This is a genomic window from Phreatobacter aquiterrae (assembly GCF_053471285.1).
In genome coordinates this window covers 86,451-104,020 of the sequence record NZ_JBJPHW010000007.1, presented here as the reverse complement: position 1 = coordinate 104,020, position 17,570 = coordinate 86,451, and the positions used below count along the sequence as shown (strand labels likewise).

Genomic DNA, 17,570 nt, shown 5'->3' with positions numbered 1-17,570 from the left:
TGTCATGTCCGGTCCGGGTCACTGCCTGTTCGAGACCGCCATCGGTGCGGTCGGCATCGCGTGGGGCGACAGGGGCATCGTCGCCGGCAACCTGCCGGAGGCGAGCCCTGAAGCGACGCGGCGTCGCCTCCTCGCGCGCCATCCCGACCTGCCGGAAGCGGAGCCGCCGGCCATTGTCCGTTCAGTCATCGACCGGATTGTCGCCCTGATAGCCGGCCATGCGGTGGATCTCTCCGATGCGCCGCTGGACCGCACGGGGCTGCCGGATTTCCACGCCCGCGTCTATGACGTGGCGCTGTCGATCAAGCCGGGCGAGACGCTGACCTATGGCGAGGTGGCGAAGCGCATCGGCGAGCCCGGCGCGGCGCAGGCGGTGGGGCAGGCGCTGGGCAAGAACCCCTGGCCGATCATCGTACCCTGCCATCGGGTGCTGGCGGCCGGCGGGCGCACCGGCGGCTTCTCGGCGAATGGCGGCGTCGACACCAAGCTGAAGCTCTTGTCCATCGAGCGGGCGCGCACGGCCGAGGCCCCGACGTTGTTCGACGATGATCCCAGCTTCGGACTTGCCGCGCGGCCCGGGACCGGCCGGCGATGACCGCCACCCAGCTCTGCTTCTGTGCCTCGCTGCGCGTGATGGACTATCGCTGCGAGGCCGGCCCCGACGACCGCCCATTCGTCGAGATGCACGACTGCCTGTCGTTGTCCTATGTCCGTCGCGGCAGCTTCGGCCTGACGAGCCGTGGCGCCACCCACGACCTCGTCGCGGGCGCCATTCTGGTCGGCCGGCCCGGCGACGAGTATTGCTGCACCCATGATCATCACGCGGCGGGCGACGAGTGCCTGTCGTTCCAGTTCTCCGCCGGGGCGATCGACGCGATCGGCCCGGCCGGGGTGGTCTGGGAGACGCGGGCGGTGCCGCCGCTGGCCGAGCTCGCGGTGTGGGGCGAACTCGGACAGGCCGTGGCCGAGGGCCGCAGTGACGTCGGCCTCGACGAGGTGGGCCTTGCTCTCGCCGGCCGCTTCATCGCCGTCGCCACCGGCCGCGACCGTCGCGATACGCCGGCGCGCGCCGTCGACCGGCAGCGCTGCGTGGAGGCGGCAGGCTGGATCGAGGCTCACAGCGCGGAAGAGGTCACACTCGACGCCGCGGCGGCCTTCGCCGGCTTCAGTCCCTACCATTTCCTGCGCCTGTTCCGGCGCGTGACCGGCGCGACGCCGCACCAGTATCTCCTCCAGTGCCGGCTGAAGCGGGCCGCCGGCCTGCTGGCCGAGCCGGGTCAATCCATCACGGACATCGCCTACGACGTCGGCTTCGGCGACCTGTCGAACTTCGTCCGTTCGTTCCGCCGCGCGGCGGGCATGTCCCCTGGTGCCTTCCGCAAGGCTTCGCGGGCCGAGCGCAATTTCTGCCAAGAACGGCTCCAGCGCCTCTCCTAGGCTGACGTCCCGATCAACAGGAGGACGTCATGTACGACCACATCGGACTGCGCGTGAAAGACATGGAGAAGGCCGTGGCCTTCTACACGGCGGCGCTGGCGCCGCTCGGCCACAGGCCGGGGGCGCGCGGCGAGGGCTATGCCGGCTTCGGCCCGGGGCCGGATTCCACGCCGCTCTGGCTGCATCCGACCACCAATGCCGAGGCCACCGGCGCCCACATCTGCTTCGCCGCGAAGAGCCGGGCGGAGGTGGACGCCTTCCATGCTGTGGCGATTAAGGCCGGGGCCAGGGACAATGGCGCGCCGGGCCTCAGGCTCGACTATTCGCCGACCTACTACGCCGCCTTCGTCATCGACGCCGACAACAACAACCTCGAAGCGGTGTTCACGGGCTGACCGGCGCTGAGGCCAGCGCGCCCTGGCTCAGTAGATGCCCATGGGAAAGGCCTTGAGGAACAACTCGGCATAGACGCCCTTTTCCCAGAGCCGCTGCAGTGCGTGGTTGACCGCCCGCCGCAGCGGCTCGTTGCCGCGTCGCATGACGATGGACAGGCCCTCTCCGAAGAAACGGCTCTCGGTATAGGCGCCGCCGAGAAAGCGGCAACAGTCCGCGGAGCTCTCGCCGGTGATCCAGAATCCGGAGGCGATGCCGTCGGCGAACAGCACGTCGACGTCGCGCTCCAGCACGGCCCGCCGCGCCGTCTCGATGTCGGGATAGCGGCGGATCGCCGACATGCGGAAGAACTGCGCGACATAGGCCTCATGGGCGGTGCCCTGGACCACGGCGATCGATCGGCCGGACAAGGCTTCCGGCGTCGCGTCCGCGAGCCGGGTGTCCTTGCGCATGACGAAGCGGGCGGGGGTCTCGAGATAGCGGTCGGACACCTCGTAGCGGCGGCGGATGTCCGGCGTGATGGCCATCGACGCGATGATCGCATCGCCCGCATTGCGGTCGAGACCCTCGGTCAGCACGTCGAAACGCCGCACCTGGATGGTGCAGGGGACTCCCAGCTCCTGGCAGATGGCGCGGGCGAGTTCCACGTTGAACCCGGTGGGGCGGCCGTCCGGCCCGGCGAAGTTGAAGGGCGGGAAGTCGTCCTCGGTGAGGAAGCGGATTTGCGGCACGCGGGTGAGGTCGACCCTCTCGCTGCGGCGGCGCGGGTCCCAGTAGCTCGGGATCGTGAGCGTTGTCGCCGATTGAGGGCGATCAGTCTGCGCGACCTGGGCGCCGGCCGGAGGGCAGGCCCCCACGAGGGCGAGTGCAACCAGCAATAAGGCTCTGGCGATCACGACACGTCATCCGGGTTCGTCCGACTGATGCCGGCACGCGGCTCCCTTATAGCCTGAGCCGGGGCGTTCGCGAGGGGGCGAACGCGGGAGACGGGCGGTCGCGCGATGCGATCAGAGGATTTTCGCGGGCGGCTCGCGGAGCGGATCACGGCGGCCCGGATTCCGGCGGAGCGGCGCGTGCCGCCGCAGGACCGGCGAGGCACGGCAGCGCCCGGCCGGCTGGTCGATGACCTGGTCGGGCCGGTGGAGCGGTTCAGGGTCGAGGCCGCAGCCGGTCTGTGCGGCGTCGTCCCGCTGGAAGCGGCGCTGGCCATGGGGCTCACGTCGGCGGAGGCCATCGCCGCCGCGCTGTCGCGCCGGATCGTCGGCATGACGACCCATCTCGAAGGCGCGTTGCCGGTCGTCGCGGCCGACCCCGCCACGTGGCAACGGGTCCTCGCCCGCGGCATGGTCGGCATCGTCCATCCGGTCGTGGGCAAGGCCCTGCTGGTGGCGCCCGCACCGGCCGAGGCCGAGCGCCTCGCAGCCGGCACCTTCCACCCGCCTCCAGGGTCGCTGCCCGTTCTCGTCACCACGCCGCAGGCTTTCTCCCGGCTGATCCGTGCCTGGGCCGAAGAGGCCTGGGTCGACGCGACGGTTCCGAGGCTGGAACGGGAACAGCCGCATATGAGCGCCGCCGATCGCGGCCTGATGGCCCGCACGACAGCCGCGGTCACGGTCGCTCTGGCCGCGCTCTTCGCCGCTCTGGTGAGCGGGCCGGGCTGGCTCGCGGTGATGGCGGGCGGCACGGTCGGTGCCTGTGTGTCGGTCTGGGTGATGCTGCGTCTCGCCGCCGCTGTCGCGCGGCCACAGCCCCTGCCGCGCCGCCCGCTGCGCGACGACGCGCTTCCGCGCTACACGATCCTCTGCGCGCTCTATCGCGAGGCGGCTGTGGTCGATGCCCTGCTCACGGCGCTCCGGGGCCTCGACTATCCGCGGGCGCGCCTTGAGATCAAGCTGATCCTGGAGGAGGACGACCCCGAGACCCTCGCCGCCGTCAGGGCCGCGCCGCACGATCCGGCGGTGGAGGTCATCGTCGTTCCGCCGTGCGGGCCGCGCACCAAGCCCAAGGCCCTCGCCATGGCGCTGCCCTTTGCCCGCGGTGATCTCGTCGTCGTCTTCGACGCCGAGGACAGGCCCGAGCCCGGACAGTTGAGGGAAGCCGCCGAGACCTTCGCGGCGGGCGATCATCGGCTCGGTTGCCTGCAGGCGCCCCTGTCCATCGTCAATGATCGCGACGGCTGGCTCGCGCGGTTCTTCGCCGCCGAATATGACGCGTTGTTCCGCGTGCTGCTTCCCGCCTTCGCGCGCGCCGGGCTTCCCGTTCCCCTTGGCGGAACCTCCAATCATTTCCGCCGCGCCGCTCTCGACCAGTCGCTCGGCTGGGACCCCTACAACGTCACCGAGGATGCCGATCTCGGTTTCCGGCTGGCCCGCAACGGCTGGCGGACCGGCACGATCACGACGCCGACGCGGGAGGAAGCGCCGCCTACCTTCGGCGGCTGGTTCGGCCAGCGCAGCCGGTGGTTCAAGGGCTGGCTGCAGACCCTTGCAGTGCTGTCGCGCGACCCGCGGCGGCTGGCGGGTGAACTGGGCGTGCGGGGGCTTGCCGCCCTCCTCGCCACGCTCGCCGGCTCGCTCGGGTCGGCCCTCGTGCATCTCGTCTGCCTCGCGGCATTCCTCGTGACATGCCTGCTGCACGGGATGCCGTCGTGGGCCGGGCCTGCGGCCGGCATCTTCGCCCTAGGCTATGGCGGCAGCATCGCCTACAAGACGGCGGGCCTCGCCCGAGCCGGCCGGCTGCGGCTCGCGCCCTGGCTCCTGCTCCTGCCGCTGGCCTGGATCGTCATGGGCCTCGCCGCCCTCAGGGCCGTGGTCGATCTCTGGCGCCGGCCGTTCCACTGGGAGAAGACGGAACACGGCGCGGCCCGCTGGCCGGCGGTCGCGTCGGCGTCTGCCGAAGACAGGGGCATCCCGCCGGATGCCATCCACCGCATCGTCGCGCTCTCCGAGGGCGTCATCGCCAGCGGGCGGCATCAGCCCCGCGAGGTGGCTGCCGCCCTGCGCCGCCACTGCGACCGCATGCGGGCGGCCGGCGCACCCGAGGGTCTGCTGGTTGCGCTCGAGGGCTACGGATGCGAGGTCGAAGCGCGCGATACACCCGGCTGACCGTCCGTCGATCGAGGGACGCGCCCCTGCGCGGCGCCGTCTTGTCATCGCCGCTCCATGACGCCACAAGGACCGTCGACGATCCGGGTGGGCCACGAAGGGAGATGAGCGGATGAGCGAACTGGACCAGCCGATCGTGGTCCGTCCATCCGACCGTCACAGCGCCTTCCACCGCCTCATCGGCTGGGAGGTGGTCGAGTGGTCCGATGGCCGTGCGGTGATGAAGTGCCCGGTGCGCGAGGACTTCATGAATCGCGGCGGCGGCCTGCACGGCGGCCTCGTCGCCACGCTCATGGATTCGGCCGGCGGCTATGCCGCGCTCGGTGGCCCGCCGAAGGATCCGAACGAGATCGACGGGCGCGGGGTCACGCTCTCGCTCACCGTCAACTATCTGGGCACCGCGCGTGACGGCGTCCTCACCGTCACGGCGACGCGCACGGGCGGCGGCCGCAGCGTCGCCTTCGTGTCGATCCGCGTCGAGGACAGCGACGGCAATATCATCGCCGACGGCGTCGGAACCTTCCGGCGGTTCTCCGGCGCCGGCTGAGCCTCACTCGGCCGGATCGAACTCCACCGGCGCGAAGCGGTAGCTGGTCGAGCAGTATTCGCAGGTGACGGTGATGTGCCCGTCCTCGACCATGTCGTGACGCTCCTCCGGCGTGAAGCTCTTCACGATGCCCTCGATGCGCTCCCGCGAGCAGGTGCAATGCTCGCGCACATCCTGGGCGTCGAACACCCGCACCCCGCGTTCATGGAACAGGCGGAACAGTAGGCGCTCCGGCGACAGCGTGCGGTCGACGAGTTCATCGTCCCCGATGGTGTCGGTCAGCGCCCTTGCCTCGGCCCAGGCCTCGTGCGGTTCAGGCAGGACGGTTCCGTCCGGTGCGTCGCCGGGGGAGAGATCGCGGCTCCCCTCCGTCCCCGCCTGCGGCAGGTACTGGATGAGCAGGCCTCCGGCCCGCCAGGTGCGCTGCAGGCCGCCTTCGCCGGCGACGAACTCCTCCGCTGCGGCGAGGCGCACGCGCGTGTCGATCTGCTCGGACTGGCGGAAATACTGGTCGGCGGCCTGTTCGAGCCCCTGGCCGTCGAGCGACACAATGCCCTGGTAGCGCTGCATGTCGCCGCCCTGGTCGATGGTCATGACCAGTTGCCCGGTGCCGAGAAGCGCCGCCGGATCATCGCGACCGGCGGCGGTCGCCGCCTCAATCGCCTCGGCGTCGAAGCGGGCGAGCGCCCGCACCCGATCGGGCGTCGCAACGTCGACGACGACCATGCGGACGGGGCCGTCGGTCTGCGTTTGCAGGATGAGACGGCCATCGAACTTCAGGCCGGAGCCGAGCAGCAGCGTCAACGCGGTGGCCTCCGCGAGGACGCGCGCAACCGGCGCGGGATAGCCGTGGCGCTCGATGATGGTGCCGGCCGTGCGCCCAAGGCGGATGACACGGCCACGGAGATCGAGTTCGTCGACCTGGAAGGGCACGACGATATCGTCTGCGCCGCCGGTCAAATCAGGGATCATGGACATCGGCCCTATATGAAGGCTCGCGCGCCGAATTGCGAGAGGGGCGCCGCAGCACGGCCGCCCCGCGGCGCGGAATCACGTTTCCGTGAGGCCGCGTTCGGAAAACACCAGCGTCCGCAACAGGATGGTGCCGGCAGAACCGTGGCGGGGCGGTCACACCTGCCCTGAAACAGGCGATTGTTGCTGCTTTGCGGCAACGGCTACCATTGCGTAACGGTAGGTGATTACGCTCTATCGCACCAACCCTGTGCCGACGGTCCCGATTGCAGCCGGCTCGCGGTCGATCCGTCTATCGTCAACTTCGCAAGGTGCATTCATGCGGCGCTTCCTGCCCATCCTCGCAACCGCGGTCGCGCTCGCCCTCTCGGGCGCCGCCGCGACAGCCCAGACCGTGAATTTCGGTTACGGCGACCAGGTCATCATCGATCCCGCCACCAACCAGCCGATGCGGGTGATGCCGCGCACCGATGGCGGTCCCCGTCCGGGCACCGGCGTCTCGGCGATCCCGCGCGAGACGGTCGCCTTCACCGGCCGCTATGCGCCCGGCACCATCGTCATCAACACGCAGGAGCGCCGCCTGTATCTGGTCCAGGCCGGCGGCACCGCGGTCCGCTACGGCGTCGGCGTCGGCCGGCCGGGCTTCTCCTGGGGCGGCAACCAGACCATCACGCGCAAGGCGGAGTGGCCGGACTGGCGTCCGCCGGCCCAGATGCTGCGCCGCCGCCCCGACCTGCCGCGTTTCATGGCCGGCGGCCCGGATAATCCCCTCGGCGCCCGCGCCCTCTATCTCGGCTCCTCGCTCTACCGCATCCACGGCTCCAACGAGCCCCACACGATCGGCACCGCCGTGTCCTCGGGCTGCTTCCGCCTGACCAACGACGATGTCATCGACCTCTACAGCCGGGTGCGTGTCGGCACGCGGGTCGTCGTGCTGCGCTGATTTCCCGCTCTTTTCGGGTGTCTTTGAAGGCCGGCGGAAACGCCGGCCTTTTTCGTTCCGAGCGGGGCTACACGCGCCGACTGACAGCAACGGCTGCAACGCTGTGCCCGATCCCCCCGGCGGGTTGGCTTTGTCCGCGGGACACCCCATTTTGGGGAGAACCGAATCGGAACATTTCCCGCCCATGACCGACCCCGCCGCCCCGCGACAGCCGAGCCTTGCCGAACGCGCCATGGCGGCGCGCGGCAACCAGGCCGCGGCCAGCTATCTGGCGGGCCTCAACCCGGAACAGCAGGCCGCGGTGGAGACACTCGACGGACCGGTGCTGGTGCTGGCGGGTGCGGGCACCGGCAAGACGCGTGTGCTGACAACCCGCATCGCCCATATCCTCAACCAGCGCCGCGCCTTCCCTTCCGAGATCCTCGCCGTCACCTTCACCAACAAGGCGGCGCGCGAGATGAAGGAGCGCATCGCCCATCTGGTTGGCGAGGCCGTGGAGGGCATGCCCTGGCTCGGCACCTTCCACGCCACCGGGGTCAAGATCCTGCGCCGCCATGCCGAACTCGTCGGCCTGAAGCCCGGCTTCACCATCCTCGATACCGATGACCAGATTCGTCTCCTGAAGCAGCTCATCCAGGCCGAAGACATCGACGAAAAGCGTTGGCCGGCTCGCGTGCTGGCCTCCGCTATCGACGGCTGGAAGAACCGGGCGCTCACCCCGGACAAGGTGCCGGCGGGCGAGGCGGCGGCCTATGCCAACGGCCTCGGCCTCAAGCTCTATGCCGATTACCAGGCGCGCCTGAAGGTGCTGAACGCCGTCGATTTCGGCGATCTGCTGCTGGAGGTCATCCGCCTCTTCCGCGACAATCCGGGCGTGCTGGCCGAGTATCAGCGCAAGTTCAAGTTCATCCTGGTCGACGAGTACCAGGACACCAACGTCGCGCAGTATCTGTGGCTGCGGCTTCTCGCCCAGCGGCAGGAGGGCCGGCCGCAGAACATCTGCTGCGTCGGCGACGACGACCAGTCGATCTATGGTTGGCGTGGCGCCGAGGTCGACAACATCCTGCGCTTCGACAAGGACTTTCCCGGCGCTACGGTCATCCGTCTGGAGCGCAACTACCGCTCCACCGGCCATATCCTCGCCGCTGCCGCCCATCTCATCGCCCACAACGAGGGGCGGCTGGGCAAGACGCTGTTCACCGACGGCGAGGACGGCGAGAAGCCGACGCTGACCTCCGTCTGGGATTCGGAGGAGGAGGCCCGCTCCGTCGGCGAGGAGCTGGAGCAGTTGCAGCGGCAGGGCCATGCGCTGAACGAGACCGCCATCCTGGTGCGCGCATCGTTCCAGATGCGCGAGTTCGAGGACCGCTTCATCACCATCGGCCTGCCCTATCGCGTCATCGGCGGACCGCGCTTCTACGAGCGCCTCGAGATCCGCGACGCGCTGGCCTATCTGCGCTGCGTCGTCCAGAGCTCCGACGACCTCGCCTTCGAGCGCATCGTCAACACCCCGAAAAGGGGGCTGGGCGATGCGACGCTCCAGCAACTCCACGACCACGCGCGTGCGCAGGGTGTGCCGCTCATGCAGGCCGCCCGCACGCTCACCGAGACCGAGGAGATGAAGCCGAAGGCGCGGCATGCGCTGAAGGGCCTGATCGACAATTTCGACCGCTGGGCCGGACAGATCGAGGCCATGCCCCATGCCGAGCTCGCCCAGCTCGTGCTGGACGAGAGCGGCTACACGGAGATGTGGCAGAAGGACAAGACCGCGGAAGGCGCCGGGCGCCTCGAGAACCTCAAGGAGCTCGTCCGCTCGATGGAGGAGTTCGAGAACCTTGCCGGTTTCCTTGAGCACATCGCCCTCGTCACGGAGGCGCGCGGCGAGGGCGAGACCGAGGACGCCGTCTCCATCATGACGCTGCACTCGGCCAAGGGTCTCGAGTTCGAGACGGTGTTCCTTCCCGGCTGGGAGGAGGGCCTGTTTCCACACCAGCGCTCGCTCGACGAGAACGGTCGCGCAGGCCTCGAGGAGGAGCGGCGGCTCGCCTATGTCGGCATCACGCGTGCGCGGCGGCGGGCGAAGATCTATTTTGCCGGCAACCGGCGCATCCACGGCCTGTGGCAGTCGACGGTGCCGAGCCGCTTCGTCAACGACCTGCCGCCCGAGCATGTCGAGATTTCGGAGGGCCTCGGCACGTCCGGCTATGGCGGCATGGGCCGCGGCGGCTTCGGCCAGAGCCGGTTCGACAAGGTGGAAAGCTTCTCATCCACCTATGCGACGCCCGGCTGGCAGCGGGCCCAGGCACAGCGGTCGCTCAACGAGGCGCAGGCGCGCTTCACCGGCCGCACCGGCAGCCAGGCCTTCGGCTCGACCTTCGCCGAGGGGCGCGGCGGCTTCCAGGGGCGGCTGACGGATCGCTTGGGAGGCGGGCGCACGATCGATGGAGACCTCGTCGCCAAGTCGACGGGCGAGCCCTCGCGCTACCAGCCCGGCGACCGCGTGTTCCACCTGAAGTTCGGCTATGGCGACGTGCTCGCGGCCGAGGGCAACAAGCTCACGGTGCAGTTCGACAAGGCCGGCGAGAAGAAGGTGGTGGACAGTTTCGTCCAGGCGGCGTGAGCGAAACGGTCGCTGCGAGTCGACGCTCAGTCTTGGGGCGGGCGTCAAGGGAGAGCGGTGGATATTCTTGTACTCCGCCTCCTGAACCTGGGGATAGTTCGCGGAATCTTCTGGAAGTCGCGCACAGCGGAACGGCTACGCATAATCTTCCTGTCGGGTTCAATTGATTCGGATGCCGACGCCATGCTCCGCGACAGCCGCGACATGATCCGCCGCCTCGAACGCGAGGGCTATGTCCTGCGCGCGGTCAAGGGCTCGCATCACAAGTTCTTTCACGATGGCCTGCGCCGGATGGTGACGGTCCCTCACTCGAAGCGAGACTTGCCGCTTGGAACGGTGTATTCCATCTATCGACAGGCGGGCTGGCCCCGCGAGCGGTAATCAGAACCTCGTCTGCGTCATGCCGAGCTATATCGCCATCGTCCACAAGGACCCCGACAGTTGCTATGGCGTCCAGTTTCCGGACGTGCCGGGAGCGTTTTCCGCGGGAGATACGATCGACGAGGCGGTGGCCAATGCGGCGGAAGCGATCGCCTTCGCCGCCGAGGATTGGGAAGAGCTGCAGGGCAGACCCTTTCCCGCGCCGAGGAGCATCGATCAGCTCCGCGCCGATCCGGAATTCAATGAGGCCGCCGAGGGCGGCATGCTGCTGATCGTGCCCTTCGATCCGCCGGCGCACCGCGTCGCGGCCGAGTAGCCTCGGCCGACGTCTAACGCTTCTTTTGCTGGATGACGCCATACCAGCCGAGCCCGCCATAGGTCTCGTAGCCCGGCGTCAGGTGGAAGGCCGTCGTGGTGCCGTCGCGCTCCGTGCCGAAGCCTGCCTTCCGGCCACCTGTGTCAAGGGCCAGCGTCTCGGTCAGCACGCCGCGGCCGTCGGAACTGGCGATGATGCGCCTGCGCGCATCCACCAGCATGACGCGGCTGCGGCCTGCTTCCTCCTCCGACAGCCGGACGCCCTCAACGATGGCGCGCGCCTGGGGCTCCCAGTCGAAATGGACGGCCAGCACGCCGAGAGGTGCGCCGTGGGTGGCGCCGCCGGCACGCACGGCGGTGGCATAGGTCGCAACCTGCGCATCGGCGAGCGGACCCGAGCAGGCGATGTCGGCCACCGCGTAGTCGTCGCCGCTGGCAAGCGCCATGGCGCGGGTGAACCACGGCTCGTGGCGGACGCACTGCCCCGCGACGTCGAAGCGGTCCGGCCGTCCGCTCGCCACCAAGCGTCCCTCGCGGTCGCACAGCCAGAGGTCGAGATAAACCGTGTAGGCGCCGAGGATCACCCCGAGGCGCTGTGAGGCATGGACGAGATGGTCAGCCGAAGCGTCCGATAGGGCCTCGACGACGGCGGAGTCGGTGGCCCACCAGCGGACGTCGCAGGTGCGCTCATAGAGGTTGCGGTCCATCAGCTCGATGGCGTTGAGGGCGAGGTCCATCAGCCGCTGGCCGGCGGCTTGCGTGCTCATCGCGAGGGTCATCGCCTCCAGCGCGTCGATCTGTCGGCCAAGTTCCGCCGAGAACTGCTGGGCGATACCGCCGACACGGGACGAGATTTCACGCACCTCGGCGGCGACGACCGAGAATCCCCGCCCGTTCTCGCCAGCCCGCGCCGATTCGATGAGAGCATTCAGCGCCAGCATGCGCAGGCCGTTGGTGATCTTGTGGATCTCCTCGATCTTGGTGCCGGTCGTGCCCTTCACCGCCCGCGTGGCGGCGAGGATCGTGTCGAGCGAAGGGGCTGCGGCGGAATCGGCGGCGGTGTGTGCAAGGGCGGTCATGGACAGGCTCTCCTGTCGCCGAAGGTGGAAAATCACGGTTACGATCCGGTTAATGCGAGGCACCGCGATTTCTGTCTAATAGATTGAAGTCATGTGATAATTTATCTTTGCATACAATTTGTGCATCTCGTTGTCGCTCAGGGTTGCCGTAGAGTTAGGTCCATCCCGAACGCCACCCCCTCGCGCTCTCACGTGACAGGAGGCCATCGTGCGGCTATCACGCCGCATGCTCGAAGGACTTCACCCCGTGTCACCCACCCACCTCATGCGCCTCGAGACGTCGGAGCGCGCGGCGCGCAAGGTCGGCGACCTCATCGGCGAGATGTTCGACCCGGCCGAGACGGCGGTCGCGGCCTTCGAGGCGCCCGACGGCAAGATCTGGCTCGTCGAGGTCTTCTTCCGCGAGGCGCCCGACGAGGAACACGTGCGCTCGCTCGTCCGCGCCACGGCGGGCGAGGCGGTGGCGGCCTGCGTCACCTTCCACGCGATCGAGTCGCGCGACTGGGTGCGCACCTCGCTCGACGGGCTGAAGCCGGTTCAGGCCGGCCGCTTCACCGTCTTCGGCTCGCATGACCGCGACAAGGTGGCGGCCAACGCCATCCCCATCGAGATCGAGGCGGCGCTCGCCTTTGGCACCGGCCATCACGGCACGACGCTCGGTTGCCTGCGGGCCATCGACAGGCTCGCCAAGGTGGGCCGCGCCTTCCGGCCGCTCGATGTGGGGACCGGCACGGGCGTTCTCGCCATCGCCGCGGGGCTGCGCCACCGGGTGCCGGTTCTGGCGTCCGACATCGACCGGATCTCGGTGATCGCCGCGCATGAGAACGCGGTGCTCAACAGGGCACGAACCTATGTGCGGGTCATCCACGCGGCGGGGCTGAAGGATGGACGCTTCCGCAACGGCGCGCCCTATGACCTGATCCTCGCCAACATCCTGCCGCGGCCGCTGGTGGGGCTCGCGAGCGATCTCGTCCGGCTTGTGGCACCCGGCGGCACGGTGGTCCTGTCGGGGATCATCCCGCCGCATGCCAATCTCGTCGTCTCCGCCTATCGTGACCGGGGCCTGCGGCTCGTCATGCGCGAGGAGATCGAGGGCTGGGTGACGCTCACCATGCGCCGCGGGCGCTGAAACCTCAGCTCTCCTTCGCGCCGAGCTCCCTCTTCGCCAGCGCCCGGTAGCGCTCCTGCTCGCTGGTCTTCGCCTGACCGTCGCCCGGCCAGGGCTTGCCGGGGTTCTGCAGCTCGAAGATCCGCCTGGCCACCCGCTCGACCGCGGCCTCGTCGTCATTGTCGGCCATGATGATTTCCCTTCCCGGCAGTGCTGCGCGGGCGCCACGCTTCGTTGCCTGGCCACCTTGCCCGCATCCCGCCCGGGTGATCAACTCCCCGGCCTTCCATCGGATCCCGGTTCATGCGCCTCGTTCGCCGCCTTCTGAAATGGTCGCTCGTCACCCTTGTCGTCGTTCTCGCGGCGGCAGCGGGCCTTGCCGTCTGGTATGTGCGCGCGGTCGAGCCGCAGGTCGCCGGCTCGCTGACCCTGCCGGGGTTCGAGCGGCCGGTGGAAATCGTCCGCGATCGCGAGGGCGTGCCGCACATCTTCGCGGCCAGCGAGGTGGATGCCACCGCCGCGCTCGGCTTCGTCCATGCGCAGGACCGTCTCTGGCAGATGGAGATGAACCGCCGCATCGCCGACGGCCGCCTCGCCGAGGTTGTCGGCGCGCCGGGTCTGGAGACCGACCGGTTCCTGCGCACCATCGGCATCCGTCGCGCCGCGGAGGCGATCTTTTCCAATCTGGAGGCCGAGACGCGGGTGTTGCTCGCCGCCTATGCGCGCGGGGTGAACGCCTATCTGACGACGCGCTCCGCACCCCTTCCGCCGGAGTTTCAGATCCTGCGCGCGTCGGCGCCGGAGCCCTGGTCGCCCATCGATTCCATCGGCTGGTCGCTGATGATGGCGCTCGATCTCGGCGGCAATCTCAATGCGGAGCTGACGCGGTTGCGGCTCGCCCAGGCTGGCCTGCCGATGGCGCGCATCGGCGAGTTCCTGCCGCCTTATCCCGGTGAAAGCTGGCCGGCGCTGCCCGACTATCTCGCCCTCTACCGCTCGCTGAAGTCGCAGGCGGCGCGCACCGGCAGCCTGATCCGGGCCTTCGACCTCGGCCTGGAAGGTGTCGGCTCCAACAACTGGGTGGTGTCCGGGGCGCGTTCGGAGACGGGCAAGCCGCTGCTCGCCAATGATCCCCATCTCGGCCTGTCGGCGCCGGCGCTCTGGTATTTCGCCCGCCTGACCTCGCCGGCGGGAACGGTCATCGGCGCCACCCTGCCGGGCGTTCCGGGCGCGGTCCTCGGCCGCAACCAGCACATCGCCTGGGGCTTCACCAATACCGGCCCCGACGTGCAGGACCTGTTCATCGAGCAGGTCGATCCGGCCGATCCGTTCCGCTACCGCACGCCCGACGGCTGGGCACGGTTCGACACGGTGCGCGAGGTCATCCGGGTGCGCGGCGCACCCGACGAGGTGCTCACCGTGCGCATCTCACGGCATGGTCCGGTGATCTCCGACGGCGCTTCGCGCGGGGCCACCGCGGCGGCGCCCGAAGGCCATGCCCTGGCGCTGCAATGGACGGCGCTGAGCCCCGACAACCTGACGGTCCAGGCCTTCGCCCGCCTCAACCGGGCGCGCAACTGGACGGAGTTCCTCGCCGCCGCCCGCCACTACGACGCGCCGCAGCAGAACATCGTCTATGCCGACATCGAGGGCAATATCGGCTTCATCGCGGCCGGCCGCGTCCCCATCCGCAAACCGGAGAACGACCTGAAAGGCCTGTTCCCTGCGCCCGGCTGGGACGCGCGCTACGACTGGGCGGGCTATGTTCCCTTCGAGGAACTGCCGCAGGAGTTCAACCCGGCGCGCGGCTACCGGATCACCGCCAACGAGCGGATCACGCCGGAGGGCTATCCGCACCACATCACCTCGGAATGGGCGACGCCGCACCGGGCGAACCGCATCGCGGAACTCCTGGGCGCGCGGGAACGGCATTCGGTCGATACGTTCCGCGCCCTGCAGGCCGATGCCCGCTCCGGTGCCGTGCGCGAGATGCTGCCGCTGCTGCTGAAGGCACACGAAAAGGCGGAAGCCGGGCGGGGGCGGCAGACGCCGGAGCGTGTAAAGGCCGTGCTGGCGGCTCTTGCCGCCTTCGACGGGACCATGGCGGCGGATCGTCCCGAGCCGCTGGTCGCGACGGCCTGGGTCCGCGAACTGACGCGGCTCGTCTATGCCGACGAACTCGGTCCCGACCTCTTCGCGGCCTACTGGGACCAGCGCCAGGTCTTCATGATGGCGGTGCTCACCGACAGGGACGGGCAGGGCGCCTGGTGCGGCAATGCCCGCACCGCCGGAGCCTCCGGCATCTGCGACGCGCTGGTGTCGCGCGCGCTCGATCTGGCGCTTGAGGACCTCGAGAGACGCTACGGCGCCGACTGGCGAAGCTGGCGCTGGGGCGTCGCGCATGATGCCCGCTCCGAGCATCGACCCTTTGCGAGGGTGGCGGCGCTGGCACGGTTCTTTGACGTGAGAGTCCCGGTCCCCGGCGACACCTACACCGTTAACGTCAACCGCCACACGATCCGCAATGCCGCCGAGCCCTTCGTATCCCGCCACGCGGCCTCGCTCAGGGCGATCTATGACATGGCTGATCCGGAGCGCTCGCTGTTCATCCACTCGACCGGCCAGTCCGGCCTGCCAACGTCGCGCTTCTATCGCAATCTCGCGGAACGCTGGGCGAAGGTCGAGTTCCTGCCGATGCGCACGCGACGCGCCGACATCGAGCGGGAGGCCATCGGCACGCTGACCATCGTGCCGCGCTGAGCGGCAGGCCGGCTCCCGCTGCAACACGGCAGAGACGCGGGAAACAGACGGCTGCTGCGGGCGCGACGGGATGGCAGGATCGGCGGGGTATCGGGTCGCATCGATCGACCTTGAGGGGGATACTCCGATGAACCGCCGCTCCGCACGCACCGGCCTGCTGGCTGCATCGCTTCTCTGCCTCGGGCTTGCCACCGGCCCGGCGCTCGCCCTGAACGCGGTCTGCGAAGTCCTGCCGACCTCCGACGGCTTCGCGGCGCTGCGCGCCGGCCCATCGCCCGATGCGCGGCTGCTCGCCCGGATGAAGACCGGCCACAATGTCCACCTGCGCGCCCGCAACCAGGGCGAGATCATCCGCTCGGGGGCCTGGACGCAGGTGATGTACTGGCCCGACGGCGAACTCTACCAGCCGGCTGACCCGCAGTACCGGACGGGCCGCGTCGGCTGGGTCGCGCAGCGCCTCATCGGCGATTGCGGCTGACGGCCCGGGACTGCGCCTCAGGCCGCCGCGGCGGCCGTGATGAAGGCGTCGATCTCCTCGGACAGGCCCTTCAACTGGCCCGCCAGCGCGTCGCGCGCCGCGGCGAGCGACTGCGTGGTCGCCTCGACATCCGCGCCGACACCGCCCAGTGCCTCGATGCTGGCGCTGGCGGCCGCGCTGTGATGCGAGGTGTCGCGCATCATCGCGGTCAGGCTGGCCGTGGCCGCGCCCTGCTCCTCGACCGCCGAGGCGATGGAACCGGTGGTCCTGTTGATCTCCTCGATGACCTGCGAGATGGCACCGATCCGCTGCACCGTCGCGCGGGTGGCGTCCTGCATCAGCCCGATGCTGGTGGAGATATCGGTGGTCGCGCGGGTCGTCTGGGTGGCGAGTTGCTTGACCTCCTGCGCCACGACCGCAAAGCCGCGCCCGGCCTCGCCGGCGCGGGCAGCCTCGATGGTGGCATTGAGCGCGAGCAGATTGGTCTGGCTGGCAATGGAGCCGATGAGTTCCACCACCTTGCCGATCTCGTCGGCCCGCGTCGCGAGATCGGCGATCGACTGGCTGGCTTCGGTCGCATCGAGCGTCGCGCGGCGGGCGACCTCGGCGGAAAGGGTCGCCTGCTGGCCGATCTCGCCGACCGATTGCGACAGTTGCTCGACGGCGCTGGCGCCGGCCTGGACATTGGCGACCGTCATGCGCGTCGCGGCCGAGACGTCGTCGGTGGCGGAGGTCGAGCGAACCGTGACCTGACCGAGAGCCGTGGTGCAGGCGAGCAGCCTGTCGTTGGCCGTCTCCGACAGGGTGAGCCTCTGTTTCACCTGCTCGGAGAAGGTTGCGGTGCGCGCGGCCAGCTGTTCGCCGCGCCGCATCCGCTCCTCGACCAGGATCTCCTGGTACAGCGAGATGGCGATGTCCATGTCGAGCATGACGGCGGCGGTGACGGCCTGGACGCGCCGCGCCGCGGTGGCGGGACGCAGCCGGTGGCGCCGCACGAGGATCGCCTGCATCTGGCGCAGGACGAAAGAGTAGCCGCCGATGTACCAGGACGGCTCGAGGCCGATGCGATGATGGACCTGGCCGATCGTCCGCGCCCCCTGCAGATAGGCGGAGTCGAAACGCCCGCTGAAGAGGTTCTCCCAATGGCGCTTCTGGGCGCCGACGAGCCTCGGCGTCTGCTCGCCGACCATGGCGGCGAGCTTCGGCACCGACGTCACATGGGCGTAGAAGCCCTTGAAGATCGGGTCGAGATTGTCCCGCAGTTCGTCAAGCGCCTTTGCAAGCTCCAGACGCAGAGAGCCCTCAAGGCCGTGGAAGAGAAGGCGATCGGCCAGCGACGGGTCGCACACAGGGGTCATCAATGGAGCTCTCGAACGATCGGGTTTGCGGGGGGGGGGAGGACCGTAGTCCCATGGTCCGACCGATCATTTGCG

General features: G+C 69.3%; 17 protein-coding genes. 12 read left to right on the top strand and 5 right to left on the bottom strand.

The annotated features are described in order from the left end of the window. Nucleotides 1-4 precede the first annotated feature (4 nt). From ACJ4V0_RS12375 to ACJ4V0_RS12365, 3 genes are read left to right on the top strand one after another with little or no spacing between them, the layout of a single operon-like run. Nucleotides 5-595, top strand: coding sequence for a methylated-DNA--[protein]-cysteine S-methyltransferase (locus ACJ4V0_RS12375; RefSeq protein ID WP_448299879.1), 591 nt, complete (start codon nt 5-7; stop codon nt 593-595). Further along, the gene (locus ACJ4V0_RS12370; protein WP_448299878.1) at nt 592-1,437 is read left to right on the top strand and encodes a helix-turn-helix transcriptional regulator; all 846 of its coding nucleotides are present in this window, start codon (nt 592-594) and stop codon (nt 1,435-1,437) included. Before ACJ4V0_RS12375 ends, ACJ4V0_RS12370 begins: the two co-directional genes overlap by 4 nt. A 29-nt stretch (nt 1,438-1,466) precedes the next feature. Beyond that, entirely contained in the window at nt 1,467-1,832 is a 366-nt protein-coding gene (locus tag ACJ4V0_RS12365; RefSeq protein WP_448299877.1) for a VOC family protein, read from the top strand. 27 nt (nt 1,833-1,859) lie between these two features. Here the strand turns inward: ACJ4V0_RS12365 and ACJ4V0_RS12360 are convergent, their stop codons facing one another. Next, complete coding sequence (locus ACJ4V0_RS12360; protein WP_448299876.1) at nt 1,860-2,726, bottom strand: transporter substrate-binding domain-containing protein; 867 nt, start codon at nt 2,724-2,726, stop codon at nt 1,860-1,862. Between the two features lie 177 nt (nt 2,727-2,903). On the opposite strand from ACJ4V0_RS12360, the gene ACJ4V0_RS12355 reads away from it, so the two are divergent. Together ACJ4V0_RS12355 and ACJ4V0_RS12350 are read left to right on the top strand one after the other, a co-directional pair. Next, nucleotides 2,904-4,934, top strand: a complete 2,031-nt coding sequence (locus ACJ4V0_RS12355) for a glycosyltransferase family 2 protein (RefSeq protein ID WP_448299875.1) — start codon at nt 2,904-2,906, stop codon at nt 4,932-4,934. 112 nt (nt 4,935-5,046) lie between these two features. Beyond that, entirely contained in the window at nt 5,047-5,481 is a 435-nt protein-coding gene (locus tag ACJ4V0_RS12350; RefSeq protein WP_448299874.1) for a PaaI family thioesterase, read from the top strand. A gap of 3 nt (nt 5,482-5,484) precedes the next feature. Here ACJ4V0_RS12350 and ACJ4V0_RS12345 read toward each other — a convergent pair whose 3' ends face one another. Beyond that, nucleotides 5,485-6,453: an Hsp33 family molecular chaperone gene (locus ACJ4V0_RS12345; RefSeq protein WP_448299873.1), complete on the bottom strand. Its 969-nt coding sequence runs from the start codon at nt 6,451-6,453 to the stop codon at nt 5,485-5,487. Nucleotides 6,454-6,772: 319 nt separating this feature from the next. Between ACJ4V0_RS12345 and ACJ4V0_RS12340 the strand changes: the two genes are divergently transcribed. The 4 genes from ACJ4V0_RS12340 to ACJ4V0_RS12325 all read left to right on the top strand — a co-directional run bounded on the left by ACJ4V0_RS12340 (nt 6,773) and on the right by ACJ4V0_RS12325 (nt 10,713). After that, the gene (locus ACJ4V0_RS12340) at nt 6,773-7,396 is read left to right on the top strand and encodes a L,D-transpeptidase (protein WP_448299872.1); all 624 of its coding nucleotides are present in this window, start codon (nt 6,773-6,775) and stop codon (nt 7,394-7,396) included. Between the two features lie 184 nt (nt 7,397-7,580). Beyond that, complete coding sequence (locus ACJ4V0_RS12335; RefSeq protein WP_448299871.1) at nt 7,581-10,016, top strand: ATP-dependent helicase; 2,436 nt, start codon at nt 7,581-7,583, stop codon at nt 10,014-10,016. Nucleotides 10,017-10,199: 183 nt separating this feature from the next. Then, nucleotides 10,200-10,397: a type II toxin-antitoxin system HicA family toxin gene (locus ACJ4V0_RS12330; RefSeq protein WP_448299870.1), complete on the top strand. Its 198-nt coding sequence runs from the start codon at nt 10,200-10,202 to the stop codon at nt 10,395-10,397. 19 nt (nt 10,398-10,416) lie between these two features. Further along, nucleotides 10,417-10,713 (top strand): type II toxin-antitoxin system HicB family antitoxin, encoded by a 297-nt coding sequence (locus tag ACJ4V0_RS12325; protein WP_448299869.1) that lies wholly within the window; start codon nt 10,417-10,419, stop codon nt 10,711-10,713. Between the two features lie 13 nt (nt 10,714-10,726). Here ACJ4V0_RS12325 and ACJ4V0_RS12320 read toward each other — a convergent pair whose 3' ends face one another. After that, the gene (locus ACJ4V0_RS12320; protein ID WP_448299868.1) at nt 10,727-11,791 is read right to left on the bottom strand and encodes a methyl-accepting chemotaxis protein; all 1,065 of its coding nucleotides are present in this window, start codon (nt 11,789-11,791) and stop codon (nt 10,727-10,729) included. A 226-nt stretch (nt 11,792-12,017) separates the two neighbouring features. Between ACJ4V0_RS12320 and ACJ4V0_RS12315 the strand changes: the two genes are divergently transcribed. Next, a complete protein-coding gene (locus ACJ4V0_RS12315; protein ID WP_448300030.1) occupies nt 12,018-12,920 on the top strand; it encodes a 50S ribosomal protein L11 methyltransferase in 903 nt (300 codons plus the stop codon). Between the two features lie 4 nt (nt 12,921-12,924). Here the strand turns inward: ACJ4V0_RS12315 and ACJ4V0_RS12310 are convergent, their stop codons facing one another. Next, on the bottom strand, nt 12,925-13,089 hold the full coding sequence (locus tag ACJ4V0_RS12310; RefSeq protein WP_448299867.1) for a hypothetical protein: 165 nt from the start codon (nt 13,087-13,089) through the stop codon (nt 12,925-12,927). A 113-nt stretch (nt 13,090-13,202) separates the two neighbouring features. Here ACJ4V0_RS12310 and ACJ4V0_RS12305 point away from each other — a divergent pair, with 113 nt between their 5' ends. Both ACJ4V0_RS12305 and ACJ4V0_RS12300 read left to right on the top strand, forming a co-directional pair. Beyond that, a complete protein-coding gene (locus ACJ4V0_RS12305) occupies nt 13,203-15,659 on the top strand; it encodes a penicillin acylase family protein (protein ID WP_448299866.1) in 2,457 nt (818 codons plus the stop codon). A gap of 127 nt (nt 15,660-15,786) precedes the next feature. Further along, nucleotides 15,787-16,137 carry an SH3 domain-containing protein gene (locus ACJ4V0_RS12300; RefSeq protein WP_448299865.1) on the top strand — a complete coding sequence of 117 codons (351 nt, stop codon included), beginning with the start codon at nt 15,787-15,789 and terminating at the stop codon, nt 16,135-16,137. Nucleotides 16,138-16,154: 17 nt separating this feature from the next. Here the strand turns inward: ACJ4V0_RS12300 and ACJ4V0_RS12295 are convergent, their stop codons facing one another. Next, nucleotides 16,155-17,495 carry a protoglobin domain-containing protein gene (locus tag ACJ4V0_RS12295; protein WP_448299864.1) on the bottom strand — a complete coding sequence of 447 codons (1,341 nt, stop codon included), beginning with the start codon at nt 17,493-17,495 and terminating at the stop codon, nt 16,155-16,157. Between the last annotated feature and the right edge of the window lie 75 nt (nt 17,496-17,570).

What these genes read in the sequence shown, in the direction of transcription:
- ACJ4V0_RS12340 (WP_448299872.1), top strand. Translation starts at nt 6,773, where the DNA reads ATGCGGCGCTTCCTGCCCATCCTCGCAACCGCGGTCGCGCTCGCCCTC.
- ACJ4V0_RS12345 (WP_448299873.1), bottom strand. Translation starts at nt 6,453, where the DNA reads ATGATCCCTGATTTGACCGGCGGCGCAGACGATATCGTCGTGCCCTTC.
- ACJ4V0_RS12325 (WP_448299869.1), top strand. Translation starts at nt 10,417, where the DNA reads ATGCCGAGCTATATCGCCATCGTCCACAAGGACCCCGACAGTTGCTAT.
- ACJ4V0_RS12300 (WP_448299865.1), top strand. Translation starts at nt 15,787, where the DNA reads ATGAACCGCCGCTCCGCACGCACCGGCCTGCTGGCTGCATCGCTTCTC.
- ACJ4V0_RS12335 (WP_448299871.1), top strand. Translation starts at nt 7,581, where the DNA reads ATGACCGACCCCGCCGCCCCGCGACAGCCGAGCCTTGCCGAACGCGCC.
- ACJ4V0_RS12310 (WP_448299867.1), bottom strand. Translation starts at nt 13,089, where the DNA reads ATGGCCGACAATGACGACGAGGCCGCGGTCGAGCGGGTGGCCAGGCGG.
- ACJ4V0_RS12305 (WP_448299866.1), top strand. Translation starts at nt 13,203, where the DNA reads ATGCGCCTCGTTCGCCGCCTTCTGAAATGGTCGCTCGTCACCCTTGTC.
- ACJ4V0_RS12295 (WP_448299864.1), bottom strand. Translation starts at nt 17,495, where the DNA reads ATGACCCCTGTGTGCGACCCGTCGCTGGCCGATCGCCTTCTCTTCCAC.
- ACJ4V0_RS12370 (WP_448299878.1), top strand. Translation starts at nt 592, where the DNA reads ATGACCGCCACCCAGCTCTGCTTCTGTGCCTCGCTGCGCGTGATGGAC.
- ACJ4V0_RS12350 (WP_448299874.1), top strand. Translation starts at nt 5,047, where the DNA reads ATGAGCGAACTGGACCAGCCGATCGTGGTCCGTCCATCCGACCGTCAC.
- ACJ4V0_RS12365 (WP_448299877.1), top strand. Translation starts at nt 1,467, where the DNA reads ATGTACGACCACATCGGACTGCGCGTGAAAGACATGGAGAAGGCCGTG.
- ACJ4V0_RS12320 (WP_448299868.1), bottom strand. Translation starts at nt 11,791, where the DNA reads ATGACCGCCCTTGCACACACCGCCGCCGATTCCGCCGCAGCCCCTTCG.
- ACJ4V0_RS12315 (WP_448300030.1), top strand. Translation starts at nt 12,018, where the DNA reads ATGCTCGAAGGACTTCACCCCGTGTCACCCACCCACCTCATGCGCCTC.
- ACJ4V0_RS12375 (WP_448299879.1), top strand. Translation starts at nt 5, where the DNA reads ATGTCCGGTCCGGGTCACTGCCTGTTCGAGACCGCCATCGGTGCGGTC.
- ACJ4V0_RS12330 (WP_448299870.1), top strand. Translation starts at nt 10,200, where the DNA reads ATGCTCCGCGACAGCCGCGACATGATCCGCCGCCTCGAACGCGAGGGC.